This is a genomic window from Sphingobacterium sp. HMA12 (assembly GCF_002933815.1).
Lineage (GTDB): Bacteria > Bacteroidota > Bacteroidia > Sphingobacteriales > Sphingobacteriaceae > Sphingobacterium.
Genome location: NZ_BEYR01000001.1, coordinates 2,296,871 through 2,316,679 on the forward strand (window position 1 = coordinate 2,296,871; position 19,809 = coordinate 2,316,679).

Sequence of the window (19,809 nt, forward strand, 5' to 3'; positions counted from 1 at the left end):
TTAGAACAATTGTTCTAATTTTGTGTCCTGAATAATTAAATTAAGATTATATGAAAGACAAAAAGAAAGGAAACTGGCTGAAAAATCAATACTTCGATTTAAAACAGACACTCATTCCTACCCATCCTAATGATAGTCCTTGGAAAAAATTCGGCAAACAGACAGCTTTTTTTATGTTTTTAACTTTGATGGCATGCGGAGCAATAGCGATGTTGATCGCCGTTTCCTTTGCGCATTAGGAAAGGCACTTTTTGACAATATATTTATTATCTATTGGTTATGCTGGTTCTTTATTCGATTTACGCGGCACTATCATTTCCCGATTCCATTTTTAAACAGCTGGCTTACGGATTTTGTCTTTGTGCCCGTTATTGTCCACGTCTCATCTGTTGTAGGAAGTTATTTATTTAACAACGGTAATCCACATGGCTATCCGCTGTATCAAATCTGGTTCATAGCCGCTATTGTATCGCTACTTTTTGAGTGGGTAATGCCCTACTATACGGATTATAATACGGCTGATCTTTATGATGTCCTTGCCTATTTCACCGGAGGACTATTCTATTTTTTGTTTCATCAGCCCCGTTATATCGAAAAAAGTTCCGATAGAACCAATCATTTGGTTTGTAGCCAAAATTAAATCAGAGCCGATAAAAAACACATTCTGGAACAAAATAGAATATACGTTCTGAAAAATTTTCGCTCAAAATCACCCAGAATATCTCATTGAACAACAGACATTAAAATAGCAAAAGCATAAACTATAATCGAAGAATAATGTTGATATTGTAATTAATTATCAGATATAGGCCACATGACGAGAATCAAAACCAGAAGAACATGTACTAATGGGCACAGCTTCTATAAGAGTACAGACTGCCCAACATGCCCAATATGCGAAAAGGAAAAGAAACCTAAAGATGGTTTTCTAGCTCTTTTGGGTAGCCCCGCTAGAAATACACTTTTAAACCATGGCATAGATCAACTTGAAAAACTGGCTCAGTATTCGGAGAAGGACCTACTGAAGCTCCATGGTCTTGGAAAGACTTCCTTACCTTTGTTAGGTCAGGCTTTAATGGAAAAGGGATTAAAATTTAAGGAGTAGGCTGCTCCAAAGGCTATTCTGTCAGGTGATAACAAAAAAATAAGCCCTCGCTTGGCTTCCACATAGTTTCTGGCTACTAGAAGTGCTTGAGGGCCTTATAATTCAACGCTTTTAACACAAGCGGAATCTTCGTTTACTAGTACTCAATCAAAACCTCAGTTACTTGAGCGCCTTGTTTAGCACTTTTGAATTTAAACTTCACTTTCTGATTCAGGTTCAATTTCTGTCCGACAAGACGGTCATTGAAATAAATAGATTGCTGGGTCTCATTGTCTCTAATGAATCCATAATTGGACTCTGTATTGTAATGGACAACTTTTCCGAAGGAGTACTCGTCATGATGGTTTGAGGTCATGCTTGGGCTCTCCCCTTCTTTCAATTTTATCGCAGGTCTGTCTGAGATATTCCCGTGCTCATCAACATAAGCAAACAATTCTTCCAAAGATTTTCCTTTGTCGTTGTTTGTTTTATTGAATTCTTTTTTCTCAATTTTTTGCTGTTTTTTGAGTAATTTCTTTTTTTCTCGTTCTTTTTTGTTAAATGTAATTTGGCTTTTGCTCATTCAATATGGATTAAAATAAAATGTTCCCGAGGAGGTTTCGGACCTTTAGAGCTTCGGTGAAAAGATAAAAATGCGACGTGTTCTAAGGAGATAATTGCAAAGGTACAAAAAAAATAGGAGAAATCAGATAGTCGATCGCCTAATTCTCCTGAGATTCACGAATGAAAAGATGTTCATCTTTTGCTCCTTTAAATACGTTCGGTAGAGGCCAACATACAGAAACCATTCTTTTTTTTAAAATTAAAAAAAACGTTTAGTTGCAATGAGGTAGACCATATTCAAGATCCGGCGGCCTTGCTGAATGAAATTCAAAAAAATAAGAAAGCTCGTAGATAGCTACGTAATTGTATATCCGGCGAAGTAAAAATTGAGAACTTTGATAAAACAAAAATATCTTTTGGACGTTATTTTGAAAAAAGCACTATGGAAGTAAAAAATATCGAAAGAGACGACAGAGGTAATTTCATTGCTGAGGTGGATAATAATGAGGCCGGGATTTTAGAATATACATGGCAGACCGAGAACGAATTTTCCATAGACCACACCGAGGTCTACGACGAATATAAAGGGATGAGTGTTGGTAAAAAACTCGTTCTTGAAGCAGTGGATTATGCGCGGAAAAACGATGCCAAGATTATCCCGAATTGCCCATATGCAAAATCAATTTTTGACAAAACAATTGCCTTTCAGGACGTACTAGCCTAAAAAAGCCATTTTATCACTGGGACAAAATGGCTTTTATTCTTGCTAGCGGTATGGACTAAGCTACAATATTGATTATTTTTCCTTTTACAAAAATGATCTTCTTAATGGGCTTGCCGTCCAGATGCCGTTGCACATCTGCATGTGCCTTAATCATTTCTTCCACGGTTTGTTGATCCAAATCCAATGCAAGCGATAGATTGAACTTCATTTTACCATTGAAAGAGACTGGATACGCAAATTCAGATTCAACTAAATACTCGGGGTTGAAGGTAGGATAATTTGCCTGAGAAAGTGTTCCTGCCGCATGACCCAATAAGTTCCACAACTCTTCTGTAATATGCGGTGCATAAGACTGGAGAACGATAACAAGTTGCTCCAATATTTGACGTTTATTGCTTCTCAAATCGGTCAATTCGTTGACACAGATCATAAAAGCAGAAACCGACGTATTGAAAGAGAACCGTTCAATATCATCCTCTACTTTCTTGATAATCTTATGTAAAGCTTTAAATTCAGCTTTTGAAGGCTCTTCATCCGATACATTAAAATTACCTTCCGCATCGTGAAACAGGCGCCATACTTTCTTTAAAAACTTGTAAACACCTTCGATACCATTGGTATTCCAAGGTTTAGCCTGTTCCAGTGGCCCCAAAAACATTTCGTAAAGGCGTAAGGTGTCGGCACCATAAGTTTCAATAATATCATCTGGATTAACGACATTGAATTTTGATTTGGACATTTTCTCCACCTCACTGCCACAGATGTATTTGCCATTTTCCAATACAAATTCAGCATTCGCAAAATCAGGTCTGAAATTTTTGAATTTCTCCAGATCCAAAACATCATTCGACACAATATTAACATCCACATGCAAAGGAATTGTCTTGTAATCATTTCTCAAGCCGTAAGACACAAATTGGTTGGTTCCTCTACCCTCTTCATCGAGTACACGGTAGACAAAATTTGAACGCCCCTGAATCATACCCTGATTGATCAGTTTTCGGAAGGGCTCTTCTTCATTATGATAACCAAGATCTTTTAAAAACTTATTCCAAAAGCGCGAATATAACAAGTGGCCTGTCGCATGTTCCGAACCACCGATATATAAATCAACGGCTTTCCAGTAGTCAACGGCTTCCTTTGAAGCAAAGCTATCTTCATTCTTTGGATCCATGTATCTGAACCAATACCATGATGAACCGGCCCACCCTGGCATGGTACTCAACTCATATTCATACTGATCTTCATATTTCCAGTCCTTTGCACGTCCTAAAGGAGGTTCTCCGGATTCTGTCGGCAAGTACTTATCAACCTCCGGCAACAATAAAGGTAGTTCTTCCTCTTTAATGAGATACGGAAGACCATTTTTAAAATAGACCGGTACAGGTTCGCCCCAATAACGCTGACGTCCAAAAATGGCATCACGCATACGGAAGTTGATTTTTGCCTTACCCAAATTCAATTCTTCCAGCTTGGAAATCAGCGCAGGTACAGCCTCCTGATAGGTCATACCATTGATAAAATCCGAATTAATATATTTTCCATCCTTATTCGGATCAGCTTCTTCTTCAATCTGCTGTGTATCCGAAATCGGAATAATTTCTAAATTAAAATGTTTGGCAAAAACATAATCACGTTGATCGCCACTTGGCACAGCCATTACAGCTCCTGTCCCATATCCGGCAAGCACGTAATCCGCAATCCAAATTTGCACATCCCGTCCGGAAATAGGATGTTTGGCATAAGCACCTGTGAAAGCACCCGATACTGTCTTGCTATCGGCCATACGGTCAAGTTCAGATTTTTTTGAGGTTTTATCGATATAAGCTTCTACCTCAGCTTTTTGATCTGCAGTCGTTAATGCGGCAACCAATTCATGTTCCGGAGCTAAAACGACAAATGAAACGCCGAAAATGGTATCCACACGTGTTGTGAAAACTTCTATCGCAGTATCCAGCTGCGGAACAGGAAATTTCACCGAGGCACCAACAGATTTCCCGATCCAGTTACGTTGCATTTCGACCAACGGCTCTGGCCAATCAATGGTATCCAGCCCTTTTAACAAGCGATCAGCATAAGCCGTGATACGCATAGACCATTGCATCATCTTCTTTTGTTCAACCGGATAACCGCCGCGTTCAGAAACACCATTGATCACTTCATCATTGGCCAATACTGTTCCTAAAGCAGCACACCAGTTGACCGTACTCTCGCGCAAATAAGCAATGCGATATTTTAAAAGCTCACGCTGTTGTGTTTCTTCGTCAAAAGATTTCCATTCTTCTGCATTAAATGCTAATACATCTTCGTCAGATACTGCCTGAACAGCTGTAGAACCGCTTGTAGAAAATTTCGCAATCAATGTGTTAATGGATTCCGCCTTATCCGTTTCTTTATTATACCAAGAATCGAATGATTTCATAAAAATCCACTGCGTCCATTTATAATATTCAGGTTCGGAAGTACGGACTTCTCTACTCCAGTCATAAGAGAAACCGATGTTGTCCATCTGCTCCCGGTAACGATTGATATTCGCTTCGGTTGTAACAGCAGGATGTTGACCTGTTTGAATCGCATATTGTTCTGCAGGAAGTCCAAAGGAATCATAGCCCATTGGATGTAGTACATTGAAGCCCTTTAATCGTTTATATCTTGAAAAGATGTCCGAAGCAATGTATCCTAGTGGATGGCCAACATGTAATCCCGCCCCAGATGGATAAGGAAACATATCCAACACATAGTATTTTGGCTTCTGGTGCACATCCGATGTCTTATAGGTTTGATGATCCGCCCAAAACTTTTGCCACTTTTTCTCTAATGATTTGTGATTATACTCCATTTTTGTTCGTAAGGAATTTTTATGACTTGCGAAATTACGATTTTAATACTGAAATGTGATAAAAGTTTTGTAGTTTGAACAATAAATTCTAGTATTGAAAAGTTATTTAAACATAGGTAGAAAACAAAATTCGAATTGATGTTTATCAAAGTAATTACAAGATAAATTCGAAATCTTCCGCTCAATTAGTTACTTTCGCAAATAAATTTTTGCTTATTATGTCAGAATACGAATTAAGCACACAAAAAAGAAAAACAAAGTCTGTATATGTATCCACAGTGATCAGTATCGCACTGGTACTGTTGGTGACAGGTATGTTGGGCTTACTATTGGTGCACGCTAAAAATCTTTCAAAGTACGTTAAAGAAAACATTGTCCTGAATGTCATTGTAAATGATGGCACTAGTGAAGGGGACGTACTATCCTTACAAAAAGATCTTGAAAAAGATCCTTATGTACTTCGGTCAGTATACATCAGTAAAGAAATAGCTGCTAAAAACCTGAAAGAGGATCTTGGAGAAGATTTTGTGCAATACCTTGGGCATAATCCATTATTGCCATCATTGGATGTCTATATGAAGGAAAATTATGCCAATACGGATAGCATCAAGACGTTCATTGAAAAAATTTCTAAAAATAATAGAATAAAAGAAGTGGTCTATCAAGAATCATTAATTGATATGGTCAATAAAAATGTGCGTATCATCGGTATCATTGTTTTGGCCTTTGCTGTTATTCTTTTGATCATTGCTGTTGCCTTAATCAACAATACAATACGTCTAGCCATTTACTCGCAGCGTTTCTTAATTAAAAGCATGCAGTTAATCGGTGCGACCAAGAACTTTATCCGCAAGCCTTTTATCACGTATGGTATTATTCATGGATTGCTTGGTTCACTGATCGCGATTTTATTGTTGATATTGACCCTTAAATTTGCGCAACAACAGATACCTGAACTGGTGTTTCTGCGCAACTGGTTTGAATTTGCCGTCATCTTCCTGGGGGTCATCTTCATCGGAATTTTAATCTCAGGGCTCAGCACATACTTTGCTGTGACGAAATATTTAAAAGCTCAATCTAACGATTTATATAGATAAAAATGGCTCAAATTAAGAAATCTACAGAATCTGTAAATAAAGGTTCCTTCGTATTTTCCAAATTAAATTATCAGCTTTTTATAGCTAGTCTGATTATTGTTGTCATCGGCTTCGCCCTGATGTCAGGTGAAACTGATATTTATAGTTTTACTAAAATCACCTTAGCACCTATTGTTGTTGTCCTTGGCTTTGCCTTAGGCTTTGTTGCGATCCTGTATCGTCCCAAAACAACGAAAACTGAAGAATAATCTTATTAAAAACAGATGTCTATTATTGAAGCTATCATCCTCGCTATAATCGAAGGATTAACGGAGTTTTTGCCTGTCTCCTCCACAGGTCATATGATTATTGCAACCGCTCTTATGGGTATTCAGCCATCAGCGTTTGTTAAACTGTTTACAATTGTCATTCAGCTGGGAACGATATTATCGGTCCTTGTGTTGTATTATAAACGATTCTTCAAATCACTTTCATTTTACTACAAATTGGTGATTGCAGCTATTCCGGCATCAGTCCTTGGTCTACTTTTCAATGATTTTATCGATTCACTTTTAGAAAGCCCCTTGATGGTTGCTGTTATGCTGGTCATTGGTGGTATCGTTCTTCTTTTTGTAGACAAGTGGTTCAATAAACCTACTGTTGAAGATTCGGACAAAGTAAGCTACAAACAGGCTTTTATGATCGGTGTATACCAATGTCTCGCTTTGATTCCAGGCACATCACGTTCTGCCAGTACCATCATCGGTGGTATGGCCGAAAAATTAACGCGTAAAGCGGCTGCAGAGTTTTCGTTTTTCCTCGCTTTGCCGATGATGTTTGGCGCATCCGCCGTTAAACTCTTGAAATTCTTCAAAGAAGGAAATACATTTACAGGCGAAGAGCTTAATCTTCTTATTGTAGGTAACCTCATTGGTTTTGTTGTCGCAATTGTTGCCATCAAATCATTTATTGGATTTTTAACAAAGCATGGATTTAAAGCCTTTGGATGGTATAGAATCATTGTCGGCGTGATTATATTGGTGTTACTCCTTTCGGGTCATAGTTTACAAATTATCTAAAAATTTTTCATGGAAAAGAGAGAGGTTGGTGAAAACTCAGCAGCGTTTAATTTTGCTGAAGGTGAAATGTTGTTGATTGATAAACCTTTGACATGGACAAGTTTCGACGTTGTGGGTAAAGTCAGAAACTCACTGAAACCATTAAAATTAAAAGTTGGCCATGCAGGTACACTGGATCCTTTAGCAACAGGATTATTGATCGTTTGCACAGGCAAATTGACAAAAAAGATCGACAGCTATCAAGCTGAAGACAAAGAATACACGGGTACAATCACACTGGGCGGCACAACGCCTTCCTATGACCTGGAAACCGAAATTGACGAGACATTCCCGATCGCACATATTAACGAACAAATGATTTTAGATGCCGCGAAATCATTTATGGGTGATATCCAACAATTTCCTCCGGCACACTCTGCCATAAAGATCAATGGAGAACGTGTTTATGAAAAAGCGCGCCGCGGTGAAGATGTCGAAATAAAATCTCGCCAAGTTCGGATCAATAGCTTTGAGATCGAGAAGATTGAACTTCCCAATGTGTATTTTCGCATTTCCTGTTCAAAAGGTACATATATCCGGTCATTGGCTTACGACTTTGGAAAAGTATTACAGAGTGGATCACATTTAAGTTCATTAAGACGGACCAAAAGTGGTGATTATCGTGTTGAAAACGCTTGGAACCTCGAACAGCTTATCGCCGAAATAAAACGTCATAAAGAAATCATTAAATAACCCTATCGGCACTTTTTATTGATTCTTTATCTTATTTTTGCAAAAAATCCTATAAATGAAAATCTACAGAAGTTTAGAAGATTTCTCCCCCGTTGAAAATGCAGTAGTTACCATTGGTACTTTTGATGGTGTCCATATTGGGCATCAAAAAATATTGGTCCACTTAAAGGAGGCTGCACAAAAAATTAACGGTGAAACCATATTGCTTACTTTTTTCCCCCATCCCCGATTAATTATTAATCCGGACGATGACAGCTTACGTTTAATAAATGATATTGAAGAAAAAGTAAGTCAATTGAGCAAGGTTGGTATTGACCATCTGATCATTATCCCCTTCTCCCGTGATTTTTCCAATCAAACTCCTGAAGAATATATCAGTAATGTACTTGTAGGAAAATTGGGTACAAAAAAGATTGTTATTGGATATGATCATCATTTTGGAAAAGATCGCAAGGGCTCGCTCGGCGATCTGGAACAATTTGCTTCGATATTTGATTATAGTGTGGACGAAATCCCAGAGCAGGATATCAATGATATTGCTGTCTCTTCCACCCGCGTGCGTGAAGCACTCATCAAAGGTGATATCAAAACAGCCAACCTGTATTTAGGTTATCCTTTTGAATTGACAGGAACGGTAATCCGGGGCGATCAAATCGGGCGTACCATTGGATTCCCAACAGCAAATCTGCAGGTGCATGAACCTCATAAACTCATTCCTGCCTACGGTATCTATGCGGTTGAGGTCTATATCTACAATCACATCCAGAATATCACGACAGGCGAATATAAAGAAGAGAATCCTATTTCGATCGCTAAAGGGATGGGATACATTGGCACAAGGCCCACGGTTGACGGAATGAATCGTGCAATTGAAATCAGTCTATTTGATTTTGATCAGGATATTTACGGTAAGACACTACGCGTTAAATTCCTTCACTTTATTCGCCATGATGAACGCTTTGACTCGCTGGAGGAAATGAAAGCACAGATCAAAGCAGATGAAATAGAAATACGAAATCTTATTGGATAAGATCCTTTAAGTTATTTATAAAAAGAAAAGCGGGAAAATTTCCCGCTTTTCTTTTTATAAATAACGAACTCTTTGCATCGGGATGGTCCTAAATTACTATTTTTCAGAACTAGGCAGCACGCTTTCAACCCGTCATATGTTAACATTACCTACTCGCTGATGAGAAGCAAACTAAGTTTTAACCAATAAATTTTTAAACTAACAGCGCTTCGACGCCAAGCCGGTAACTATCCAATCCAAAACCACAAATCACTCCCCTGCAGTTTTTAGCCAAAAAGGAATGATGACGAAATTCCTCCCGTTGATGCACATTACTGATATGTACTTCAATGACCGGAGTCTGTACAGCAGCAATAGCATCACCAATAGCAACAGAGGTATGCGTATATGCGCCAGCATTCATTACAATTCCATCATATTCAAAACCAACCTCATGAATTTTATCAATTAATTTTCCTTCGGAATTACTTTGAAAATATTCCAGCTGGATCATTGAAAAGCGTTTTTTTAATTCCTCGAAATAACTCAGGAAATCCTGACTTCCATAGATTGACTTTTCCCTAACACCCAATAGATTTAAATTTGGGCCATTTAACACAAGGATTTTTTTCATCCGTATTTAATAATTTAGACAATACTAGCATTCGGTCCATGTAGGCTACCTTTGGTAGCTTGTTGCAGAGACCTTAAAGGCTATAAAACAGTTTTATTAAACAAGAAACATCATAATTATACATTCCATATAGGGCTTGAATAATCATGATGTTTTCATAAGCTCAATAATGTGCTTCAAATATATAAAAACTTCCTATAAATCATTATAGATCGCTCTAAAGCTCGAACGAAGTCCAAATGTAACCACGCCAGATTTATTCACGACAGGCGTCTCATATTGTGCTTTGGCATAACGTTGCATATAACCTAATTCTAACCGAAGATTATATTTGGGATTGAGCACATATGCTGCTTTCGCATCAGCATAATAGATGTTGTTCTTTATCCCTTGCGCAATATGGTTTCCATACAAATTTGGAATGGTATTATACGATTGAAAGATATTTCCGCCCATATTGCTTCCGTCAGGCAGATCCAGTCCATTTTGCGTATACATCCCCTGTAATGAAAAGTCCCATCTGTCCCAGGCGTAGTTTACCAGACCAACCAATTCCCTAAAGTTAGCACCTTTGGGATGCGCCAATGGTTCGGCATTGTTGCTGTAGTTGGAATAGGATTTAAAGTGTGCATAGGTATAAGGCCTAGCAGTATTGTATTCCGCAAGGAAGTTTAGGTTTTTGACACCAAACATGTCGTATCCCCTTACGCCTAGCTGTGCACCCCACTTGTTGTGTGCATAACCGTTGCCCGCAAAAAATTCCTTAGCCGTAAATTCGCCCAATAGAAACTGGCCATAAACAGTCAAGTTATAAGGTAATTTATATTTTGAAGTAGCTCCTAAAAACATTTTATCCGGCGATGTACGGTTATTGCTTTCAACAGGACGTATAAAGATAATCGGACTTAAATAACTAAAGTCAAATCCTCTTTTTCCAGCCTCGTCTTGTGCTGCCCAAACAACAGACTGAAAGAAACCGACAGATAATTTATTGGTCACATTCCAATCCAGGTATTGAAAGGCTCCCCATTTTTTCCCATCGCCCAGACGTCTGTTATTTTGCCCTTCCATAGGGTATATTCCACTGATATCTTGTCTCGGGTGTGTTGGATCATTCATATAGGCCCAGATGGAAGTATACTGTACATTCCCTATCGTACCCGTTAGCTTCAGATGCGCATAATTAGATGAAAAGTCGGAGAGCAACATCGAGCGATAACCATCACCAATAAAGTTCTTGTCGTAGGCTATGGTTGCTTGGATATATTTGTGTGCGTCGTAGGTCATGCTTGCAGTCGCGTACATCCAGTCCATTTTATTTTTCGATTGAAATTTGGTATTTCCCTGACCCGGAATTACTTTATTCGCCACGATATAATCGTCCAGATATTTTGGAAAAACCGCTTGGCTTTCAAATGCAGATGAGTTAAATGTGAATTTATTTCCCACATTCAGTCCTACCTGAAATCCCCTTCCGTTCATCCAAGTCCGACGTTTGTCGCCCTGCATATCTTTTCCAATATACATATCTGGCAAAAAGTCGGCATAGAACGTGTAATCGTCTTTCTCCACTTGAACCAGATGTTCATTAAAGATCTTACGCATAAACCAATTTGACGAAGAAACCGGTTTATTGGATTGTATCGAGTCAAATTTGGCCAGCAACAAAGAATCTTTGATGACAAATGGTTTAGCTGTTGTGTGCATTCTCGTCTCCGTAGAATACACTACATCGTTCATTTTCTGATAGAAATGATACGAATAAGGCTGACTTTTAATTTGCCCAAACCCTGCAAAGGAGGCACTTACCCCGATGCCAGCCAGCACAATTCGAAGTAAATTACTTTTTTTTGATCTATTAAGCCCCATAAAATTATTTCAAAGATTATTTCTTCTAGCAAAATGCATTCCTAACTGCAAATTAACCGAATAAAAATGACTTTATTCACATTCAGAGTCAATTTTATAATGCTAAATCGTATTTGCTGTTCGTTATATTCAAAAATATTTATATCTTGCATCTTAGTAAATAACCTTGTATAACAAAAAATCAGCCCTAATAAGCATGAAACGCAGAACATTTATCCAAAACGCAACCTTATTGACAGCAGGTGCATTTGCAAGCAAATTTTCTTTTGCTCAGGAACATTCTTTTCCTGCCGTGCGCACGCCTAAGGAAAAACGACTTTTTTCCAGTAAAGTAGTTGAAGATGCAATCGCAGAATTTCAAAAAAACACAAAAAATAAGGAGTTGGCTTGGTTATTTAACAATTGCTTTCCGAACACATTGGATACCACAGTATTCCCTTACGTTCAGAATGGAAGAAACTATACCTATGTCATCACTGGAGATATCGACGCCATGTGGCTTCGTGATAGTAGTGCTCAGGTATGGCCCTATCTTCCTTTCATGAAAAAAGATAAAAAGTTGCAGGATCTAATCGTTGGTTTAATTCAAAAGCAGAGTAAATGCATTAACATCGATCCGTATGCCAATGCTTTTTACAATGATCCAACGAAAAAGGGAGAATGGTTTAGTGACCATACCAGCATGAAACCCGGAATCCATGAACGGAAATGGGAAATTGACTCGCTATGTTATCCGATTCGATTGGCTTATCATTATTGGAAAGAAACAAATGACAGTAGCCCATTTAACGAAGAGTGGTTAGAGGCGCAACATAAAATTTATCAGACGTTTGTCGAACAGCAACGTAAAGATAATTTAGGTCCTTATAAATTTGAACGGACAACGTCCAGAGGATCCGACACCCTACAGGTCGATGGTTATGGTTATCCTGTCAACCCCGTGGGTTTGATCTGTTCAAGCTTTAGACCTTCGGATGATTCGACTATTTTCTCTTTTTTAATTCCTTCCAATTTATTTGCGATCGTTAGCTTGAGACAAGCTGCTGAAATTCTTAAAAAGGTCAAAAACGAACAGGCACTTGCATCAAAAATGGAAGCACTCGCCAACGAAGTAGAGGCAGCCGTAAATAAATATGGAATTATCGATCACCCTACACTCGGAAAGATCTATGCTTTTGAAGTAGACGGTTATTCAAGTCACTTAATGATGGATGATGCCAATATCCCTAGTTTATTGGCTCTGCCTTATTTAGGCGCCGTCGACATGCATGATGAAGTCTATCAACGCACACGTAATTTTGTTCTATCTGATAAGAACCCATTCTTCTTTAAAGGTACCGCAGCCGAAGGCATTGGTGGTCCACACATTGGTCGTGACATGATTTGGCCGATGTCCATTATTATGCGTGCACAGACCTCGACAAACGATGAGGAGATCCGAAACTGTATCAAAACGTTGGTAAGCACACACGGTGGAACAGGATTTATGCATGAATCTTTCCATAAAAACGATCCCAAAAAATTCACCAGACATTGGTTTGCCTGGACTAACACATTATTTGGCGAATTAATTTGGAAAATATATAAAGAGAAACCATCTTTGCTTCAATAAAACTGAATCTTATAACGCAATGTTATAGGTGGATGTAACTTATAGCATTGCGTTATGGATAATACATTAACTTCTGGTCCTATTGGAATTTTCGACTCTGGCTATGGTGGTCTGTCCGTTTTCAAGGAAATTCAACAGCTTTTGCCCCAATATGATTATATCTATTTAGGCGACAATGCACGGGTCCCCTACGGTACGCGCTCATTTGAGACCGTATATACCTATACGAAACAATGTGTGTTTAAACTATTTGATCTAGGTTGTAATCTCGTTATTTTGGCCTGTAATACGGCTTCGGCAAAGGCGTTAAGAACGATTCAGCAAAACGATCTTCCTCCGGGGAAAAAAGTTCTTGGCGTCATCAGGCCGACCACAGAAATCATCCATAATTATACGCAGACAAATAAAATCGGTATCCTTGCCACAACAGGAACTGTAAAATCAGAATCCTATAAAATAGAGATCCATAAATTCAATCCGGAAATTGAAGTATTTCAACATGACTGTCCTTTTTGGGTCCCTTTGGTCGAAAATAATGAAATTAACACAGAAGGAGCACATTATTTTGTTCAAAAAGATATTCATGAGCTATTACAGCAATGCGATCAAATTGACACCATTGTTTTAGCGTGTACGCACTACCCCCTATTATTGCCAGTTATCGAAAAATATGTCCCGAAAAATATCAATATTATTTCTCAGGGACCTATTGTTGCTAACAGCCTACAGGATTATTTACACCGGCATACTGAAATAGAAACATGCTGTTCCAAAAACAGTCAACTGGCCTTCTACACCACGGATGACCCCAGGGATTTTGAAACCAAGGCAAAAATATTTTTTGGAAAAGAGGTGGATGCGAGCCATATCAGCGTTTAAAAATAAAAACCGATGAATTTTTAAAACTATTGTCGTTTACTTTTCGTTATTCTTGATAAAGGAGCGTACAATGAAAAAGAATTTTATAACCATCGCATATAATCAGGAAACACAACATTGTGAATCCAAAGAGTTTTCAACTTTCCAGGAAAGCGCTGACTATTTTAAGACTTTTGAGACTTCTGCTCAGCCAAACTATGTCCCTGTATGTATCTACAATTTAAACACCAGTGCAACATTGGAAGTGAGCGATTATTTTGTCAACAAAGAAAATGAGCTGCAAAAGATACTGACACATTGTTTGAATACGCCTTAGGCCCAACGCCGAAACAATTAACAGAATAGGTGAAGTTCTTATCCTTCTCATTTTTAATGACATTTTGATAAATGTCGATAAATTTATTACATGATATCGGACAGCATTTCATTAATTTTTAATATCTTCAACTGTACAATCAGACCAAAAAAAGTCATCAACAATGAAAACCAAACTGACAATAAGCCTTTTAACAATATCGCTAGGCCTGACCGCCTGTAATTCAAATCATGCAAATTCAAATTCAGGTTCGGATAGCACATCAAATCCGGGTACGGATACGACAAGCTATCCCCCAGTGGAGACTCAAAAAGCCAATACGGATTACAAACCTGCATTTGCCGGACAGACCAGAATCGCTGGAGCGAAAACAACAACAGCCTATGAGGGCAAAGTCATTGCCGAAGGATTAAAGTCCCCTTGGGGTATCGCTGCGCTACCGGATGGTAGATTATTGATCACAGAAAAAGAAGGTGATATGCGTATCGCAACCGCCGAGGGGAAATTAAGTGAGCCAATCAAAGGTCTTCCTGCGGTAAATAGCAGTGGTCAGGGCGGATTGCTCGGATTGAGACTCGATCCGGATTTCGCAACAAATAGAATGGTATATTGGGTGTTTTCGGACAATACGCCTGCAGGAACATTAACGGCTGTTGCCAAAGGTAAGCTTTCTGCTGACGAGAAATCATTCGAGGGCGCGAAAGTTATCTATCAGGCAACGCCAGCGCATAAAGGCAACCTGCACTACGGTGGACGAATAGTCTTTGATAAAGAAGGAAACATTATTTTTAGTACCGGTGAACGCTCCGATTTGGTCACCAGACCTTTGGCTCAGGATCTGAATGCGGCCCTGGGTAAGATTTTACGCATTACGAAAGATGGACAACCCGCACCGGGCAATCCATTTATAGGAAAAGCAAATGCACGGCCAGAGATATATAGTTATGGACACCGTAATCCGCAAGGACTTGCGTTTCATCCTGAAACCGGCGATTTATGGGAAACTGAGTTTGGCCCTCGCGGTGGAGATGAACTCAATAGGGTCCAAGCCGGTAAAAATTATGGCTGGCCAACCATTACCTATGGAATAGAATATAAAGGCGATAAAGTTGGCGCCGGTATACAGCAAAAAGAAGGGCTTGAGCAACCTGTTTATTATTGGGATCCTGTGCTCTCCCCAAGTGGAATTACCTTTTATACCGGACAGAACATCCCTGAATGGAAGAATAATCTTTTTATTTGCGGCCTAAGCAGTACCCATATCGCCCGAATTATCTTAAAAGACAATAAAGTGGTTGGCGAAGAGCGCCTGCTAGCAAGTGAAGGGCAACGATTCAGAGATATTACGCAGGGAAATGATGGTGCACTATATGCTATTACTGATCTCGGCAGATTATATAAAATAGACAAAAAGTAAATTTAATAAAGATAAGTAGTCTCCATAGGGGACTACTTATTATGTTTATGTGCCTCCCCCGCCTATTCTTCCGAATTTATTTTATCGATACCCATATAAGCTGATCAGATCACGAAAGGCAATTTGGCATAAGCTAAAGTTTGGCGTGATTATTGATCATATCTAGTCGAAACAATAAAATATTATATGGTAAAAAAAGAAAAAATGAAAAAATTATTAGAAATTAACCCCTTATCATTCTATGTGACCAACTGGGGATTTGTAAACAACACCGAACCCAAAAGAACGCGCAAGACCTGCCAACCTTCTCCAAAAAATTAGGCGTTCTTCTCTAAACATTCCAATCAAATTTATTAAAATCATCTGCTGATATCCTCCATACGGATATTAAGTAAGAGATTTATTCTTTTACTTATCCCGTAATTAGAGGATATCAAATTATGCAAAGTAAATTGCCAATAAAATAACGATAACAATACATGCGATCATAATGTATTTATTCAACTGGCTATTTTTCTCTCCTTCATCACTTTTATAGTGATAATCACGTTTGTTCGGCAAATTCATAAGTCTGTTTTTATTAATGATGAAGTTACGGACTTTTTTCCATATTATTCATGATGATAAGGTTCGCCTTTCATTATAGAAAAGGCCCGATAGAGCTGCTCGGTAAAGAATAAACGGATCATCTGATGCGAAAAAGTCATCTTTGACAAAGACATTTTGGAATTGGCACGATCATAGATTTTTTGATCAAAACCATAAGGACCACCAATAATAAACACCATATGCTGTACACTGTTGACCATCATTTTCTCCAAATAAGCGGAAAAGTCCAAAGAACGGAACTCCTTGCCAAATTCATCCAGCAAAATGACCATATCCTGCGCCTGTAATTGTTTTAAAATCAATCCGGCTTCCTTATCCTTCTGCTGTTCCTCAGAGAGGCTTTTGCTATTTTTAATATCTGGTATTACGATGATATTAAAGTTTACGTAGAATTTTAGTCTTTTGATGTATTTATCGATTCCTTCGATCAAGTATTTATCATCCGTTTTTCCAATACAAAGCAATGTTATTTTCATAGTATCTATCAAGTTGCCAAAGTTCCGATTTTATTTAAAATATACGTAAACAAAAAGCCACAAAACAATAAACAATATTATTCGTTTAGTTATAGAACAATTATTTTCGCAAGAAATGCACAAAACCAAATTTTTAGTATGAAAAAAATTAAATCAATCTTTCTTATTGCATTATGTTTATTTGGCTATCGAAGTTATAGTCAGGAAGCCCTTCCAGACACCAGTAAAATGTGGACCATCAAAGGTGAAAACACTTTTCTAATTAACCAAAGTTCATTTTCCAATTGGGCTGCGGGGGGTGTCAATTCATTCTCTGGAAACCTTACCCTAAATTATGATTTCAATTATAAAAAAGACAAGTGGTCCTGGGACAACAAGGTGTTAGCAGCATACGGTTTAACTTTTCAAAAAGAATCTGACTGGCGTAAAAATGATGACAGATTGGTATTGAACAGTTTATTGGGCCATCAAGCCTCGCAATATTGGTTATATACTTTTTTCTTGAATTTTAATACGCAGTTTGCCGATGGATTTGATTATACCCAAACACCGAAGGAACGTATTTCGCGATTCCTGGCTCCGGCATACTTAAGCTTTGGACCGGGTTTTGCCTACAAAAAATCCGATAACCTGAGATTCAATCTATCTCCAGCAGCGTTAAGATTCGTTTTTGTTAATGATACGCTACTATCAACACGATATGGTCTGGATCCGGGTAAAAAAGTAAGAACCGAATTTGGAGCCTCCTTTGATGCGTATTACAAAGTAAACTTAATGGAGAATGTTTCCTTTGAAAATATTCTAAAACTCTATTCAAATTATTTGGACAAGCCGCAGAATGTTGACATAGACTACACCGCAAATCTATTCATGAAGGTCAATAAGTTTATCACCGTAAATGCTGGCGTGCAAATGATCTATGACGACAACACCGCCATTCCGATTATTAAAGAAGGAAAAGAAGTTGGAAAAAGAAACTCCGCATTACAGATTAGACAAATTGTCGGAGCTGGAGTAACCTATAAATTTTAGTCACGACAATCAATTGTTCGTCAAAAACCAAGACAAAAATATATTGAATGGAACTCAAAAAAAGCCGAAATATACTATTTCGGCTTTCTCATTTATGGATACTTGTGTAAAATTACATACTAAAAAGGCGCATCGTCAGGCATATCATTCATACGGGAAGGCATGGTAATACCACCACTAAAACCTGCTCCACCAAAGTCATCGCCAAAATTTGGAGACGGATTCAACGCAGATGCAGAGAATGTGGCCGGCGCATCGCCAAAACCGTCACCTCCACCCATTCCGGAAAATTCGTCTTCAAGATCGACAAATTTAACAAATTTACCGACGAAACGAAGCGGCACGATCCCTGTTTCACCATTACGGTGCTTCGCAATAATAACTTCACCCACACCTGCCGTCGGACGACCTTCCTCATCTTCTGTCAAACCATAATATTCTGGTCTGTATAGGAAAAGTACCATATCGGCATCCTGCTCAATAGACCCCGACTCACGCAAATCGGATAACATTGGCCGCTTACTATTTCCGGGTCTGGACTCCACCGCACGACTCAATTGTGACAAGGCCAAAACTGGAATATTCAACTCTTTTGCGACAGATTTCAAAGCACGGGAAATACTACCGATTTCTTGCTCCCGGTTTCCTCCGCCTTTACCTTCTGCTTTACCGTGCATCAATTGCAAATAATCGACAATCACCATCTGAATATCATATTGAGCTTTTAGACGACGGCATTTTGCCCTAAATTCAAATACATTCAGCGCAGGTGTATCATCAATGATGATCGGAGCGTCTGTCAGTCGCCCGATACGAGAGTGCAATTGCTGCCATTCGTGATCAGCCAGGTTACCTTTTTTTAGTTTTTCCTGTTCAATTTCAGTTTCCCCAGCGATCAGACGATTAACCAACTGAACAGACGACATCTCCAGCGAGAATACCGCTACAGCTTTACCGTGTTCTACCGCCGCATTGCGTGCGACAGACAATACAAATGCCGTTTTTCCCATCGCCGGACGTGCAGCGATAATCACCAGATCCGAAGGCTGCCAGCCAGAAGTCATACGATCGAGCGCCGTTAGCCCTGATGGCACACCGGTCAGACCGTCCGTGCGATCACGTAACATCTCAAGATTCGAGATCGCTTCACGCATAATATCGTCCATCTTGCGGGAATCTCTTCTCAAGTTATTTTGTGCAATATCAAACAAGCTCTTTTCGGCATGGTCCAAGAGGTCGAAAATATCGGAGGTCTCGTCGTAAGAGCTATTGATAATTTCAGTCGAAACTTTGATCAGTTCCCTTTGAATATATTTTTGAGAAATAATCCGTGCATGGTATTCAATATTAGCCGCAGAAACGACTCGGTCGGTCAATTGCGTAATATAATAAGCTCCGCCTACCATTTCCAGCGCACCCATTCTACGTAACTCGGATGTCACCGTCAAAATATCAATCGGTGATGTCTTTTGGAATAAACCAAATATCGCTTCAAAAATCTTCTGATGCGATTCTTTATAGAAAGACTCAGGTTTTAAAATATCAATAATCTCGCTTAGTGCATTTTTTTCAAGCATTAATGCGCCCAAAACAGCTTCTTCAAGATCTACCGCCTGTGGTGGTAGCTTACCTAAGCCGCTTACCATGTTGTTTAATTTGGTACGGCGCTCACCATAATTACCTCTTTTGTTATTATCCGTATTATTCGCCTCAAAATTGCTCTCGTTCATCATGATATTATATCAGAAATATAGCTTCCCAACTCTTAAATTTAAGATGGGATAACAAATGTATAAAAAATAAAATTCACCACGATGATGAATTACAAACAGCAGAATTAGTTGTTCAGCCATCAACT

At 38.7% G+C, this 19,809-nt stretch carries 21 protein-coding genes; 14 read left to right on the top strand and 7 right to left on the bottom strand.

The features are described from left to right. Positions 1-50: 50 nt before the first annotated feature. The 3 genes from HMAT_RS09835 to HMAT_RS09845 all read left to right on the top strand — a co-directional run bounded on the left by HMAT_RS09835 (position 51) and on the right by HMAT_RS09845 (position 1,105). Positions 51-239 carry a hypothetical protein gene (locus HMAT_RS09835; protein WP_104382538.1) on the top strand — a complete coding sequence of 63 codons (189 nt, stop codon included), beginning with the start codon at positions 51-53 and terminating at the stop codon, positions 237-239. After that, complete coding sequence (locus HMAT_RS27040) at positions 194-640, top strand: hypothetical protein (protein ID WP_158655749.1); 447 nt, start codon at positions 194-196, stop codon at positions 638-640. Before HMAT_RS09835 ends, HMAT_RS27040 begins: the two co-directional genes overlap by 46 nt. Before the next feature lie 174 nt (positions 641-814). After that, entirely contained in the window at positions 815-1,105 is a 291-nt protein-coding gene (locus HMAT_RS09845) for an RNA polymerase alpha subunit C-terminal domain-containing protein (RefSeq protein ID WP_104382540.1), read from the top strand. A 136-nt stretch (positions 1,106-1,241) separates the two neighbouring features. On the opposite strand, the gene HMAT_RS09850 is transcribed toward HMAT_RS09845, so the two are convergent. Then, entirely contained in the window at positions 1,242-1,667 is a 426-nt protein-coding gene (locus HMAT_RS09850; RefSeq protein ID WP_104382541.1) for a cold-shock protein, read from the bottom strand. A 423-nt stretch (positions 1,668-2,090) separates the two neighbouring features. Here HMAT_RS09850 and HMAT_RS09855 point away from each other — a divergent pair, with 423 nt between their 5' ends. Next, entirely contained in the window at positions 2,091-2,372 is a 282-nt protein-coding gene (locus HMAT_RS09855; protein ID WP_104382542.1) for a GNAT family N-acetyltransferase, read from the top strand. A gap of 55 nt (positions 2,373-2,427) precedes the next feature. Here HMAT_RS09855 and leuS read toward each other — a convergent pair whose 3' ends face one another. Further along, positions 2,428-5,211 carry a leucine--tRNA ligase gene (leuS, locus tag HMAT_RS09860; RefSeq protein ID WP_104382543.1) on the bottom strand — a complete coding sequence of 928 codons (2,784 nt, stop codon included), beginning with the start codon at positions 5,209-5,211 and terminating at the stop codon, positions 2,428-2,430. 218 nt (positions 5,212-5,429) lie between these two features. On the opposite strand from leuS, the gene HMAT_RS09865 reads away from it, so the two are divergent. From HMAT_RS09865 to HMAT_RS09885, 5 genes are read left to right on the top strand one after another with little or no spacing between them, the layout of a single operon-like run. Then, positions 5,430-6,308 (top strand): ABC transporter permease, encoded by an 879-nt coding sequence (locus tag HMAT_RS09865; RefSeq protein ID WP_104382544.1) that lies wholly within the window; start codon positions 5,430-5,432, stop codon positions 6,306-6,308. A gap of 2 nt (positions 6,309-6,310) precedes the next feature. Further along, on the top strand, positions 6,311-6,556 hold the full coding sequence (locus HMAT_RS09870) for a DUF3098 domain-containing protein (protein WP_104382545.1): 246 nt from the start codon (positions 6,311-6,313) through the stop codon (positions 6,554-6,556). A 15-nt stretch (positions 6,557-6,571) separates the two neighbouring features. Further along, a complete protein-coding gene (locus HMAT_RS09875; RefSeq protein WP_104382546.1) occupies positions 6,572-7,366 on the top strand; it encodes an undecaprenyl-diphosphate phosphatase in 795 nt (264 codons plus the stop codon). Between the two features lie 9 nt (positions 7,367-7,375). Then, the gene (gene truB / locus HMAT_RS09880; protein ID WP_104382547.1) at positions 7,376-8,098 is read left to right on the top strand and encodes a tRNA pseudouridine(55) synthase TruB; all 723 of its coding nucleotides are present in this window, start codon (positions 7,376-7,378) and stop codon (positions 8,096-8,098) included. 55 nt (positions 8,099-8,153) lie between these two features. Next, positions 8,154-9,128 carry a bifunctional riboflavin kinase/FAD synthetase gene (locus HMAT_RS09885; RefSeq protein ID WP_104382548.1) on the top strand — a complete coding sequence of 325 codons (975 nt, stop codon included), beginning with the start codon at positions 8,154-8,156 and terminating at the stop codon, positions 9,126-9,128. 193 nt (positions 9,129-9,321) lie between these two features. Here the strand turns inward: HMAT_RS09885 and aroQ are convergent, their stop codons facing one another. Both aroQ and HMAT_RS09895 read right to left on the bottom strand, forming a co-directional pair. Next, positions 9,322-9,741 carry a type II 3-dehydroquinate dehydratase gene (aroQ, locus tag HMAT_RS09890; RefSeq protein WP_104382549.1) on the bottom strand — a complete coding sequence of 140 codons (420 nt, stop codon included), beginning with the start codon at positions 9,739-9,741 and terminating at the stop codon, positions 9,322-9,324. Positions 9,742-9,936: 195 nt separating this feature from the next. Further along, positions 9,937-11,610 carry a gliding motility protein RemB gene (locus HMAT_RS09895; protein WP_233789169.1) on the bottom strand — a complete coding sequence of 558 codons (1,674 nt, stop codon included), beginning with the start codon at positions 11,608-11,610 and terminating at the stop codon, positions 9,937-9,939. 196 nt (positions 11,611-11,806) lie between these two features. On the opposite strand from HMAT_RS09895, the gene HMAT_RS09900 reads away from it, so the two are divergent. The 4 genes from HMAT_RS09900 to HMAT_RS09915 all read left to right on the top strand — a co-directional run bounded on the left by HMAT_RS09900 (position 11,807) and on the right by HMAT_RS09915 (position 15,834). Next, positions 11,807-13,222, top strand: coding sequence for a glycoside hydrolase family 125 protein (locus HMAT_RS09900; protein ID WP_104382550.1), 1,416 nt, complete (start codon positions 11,807-11,809; stop codon positions 13,220-13,222). 54 nt (positions 13,223-13,276) lie between these two features. Then, positions 13,277-14,101: a glutamate racemase gene (murI, locus tag HMAT_RS09905; RefSeq protein WP_104382551.1), complete on the top strand. Its 825-nt coding sequence runs from the start codon at positions 13,277-13,279 to the stop codon at positions 14,099-14,101. A 70-nt stretch (positions 14,102-14,171) separates the two neighbouring features. Then, complete coding sequence (locus HMAT_RS09910) at positions 14,172-14,417, top strand: hypothetical protein (protein ID WP_104382552.1); 246 nt, start codon at positions 14,172-14,174, stop codon at positions 14,415-14,417. Between the two features lie 163 nt (positions 14,418-14,580). Next, positions 14,581-15,834 (top strand): PQQ-dependent sugar dehydrogenase, encoded by a 1,254-nt coding sequence (locus HMAT_RS09915; RefSeq protein WP_104382553.1) that lies wholly within the window; start codon positions 14,581-14,583, stop codon positions 15,832-15,834. Positions 15,835-16,272: 438 nt separating this feature from the next. On the opposite strand, the gene HMAT_RS27575 is transcribed toward HMAT_RS09915, so the two are convergent. Then, a complete protein-coding gene (locus tag HMAT_RS27575) occupies positions 16,273-16,401 on the bottom strand; it encodes a hypothetical protein (protein WP_262507815.1) in 129 nt (42 codons plus the stop codon). A 44-nt stretch (positions 16,402-16,445) separates the two neighbouring features. After that, the gene (gene rlmH / locus HMAT_RS09920) at positions 16,446-16,919 is read right to left on the bottom strand and encodes a 23S rRNA (pseudouridine(1915)-N(3))-methyltransferase RlmH (protein ID WP_104382554.1); all 474 of its coding nucleotides are present in this window, start codon (positions 16,917-16,919) and stop codon (positions 16,446-16,448) included. A 138-nt stretch (positions 16,920-17,057) separates the two neighbouring features. On the opposite strand from rlmH, the gene HMAT_RS09925 reads away from it, so the two are divergent. Continuing rightward, on the top strand, positions 17,058-17,951 hold the full coding sequence (locus tag HMAT_RS09925) for a DUF3078 domain-containing protein (RefSeq protein ID WP_104382555.1): 894 nt from the start codon (positions 17,058-17,060) through the stop codon (positions 17,949-17,951). A 119-nt stretch (positions 17,952-18,070) separates the two neighbouring features. Here HMAT_RS09925 and dnaB read toward each other — a convergent pair whose 3' ends face one another. Beyond that, positions 18,071-19,684, bottom strand: a complete 1,614-nt coding sequence (dnaB, locus tag HMAT_RS09930; RefSeq protein WP_104382556.1) for a replicative DNA helicase — start codon at positions 19,682-19,684, stop codon at positions 18,071-18,073. Positions 19,685-19,809 lie beyond the last annotated feature (125 nt).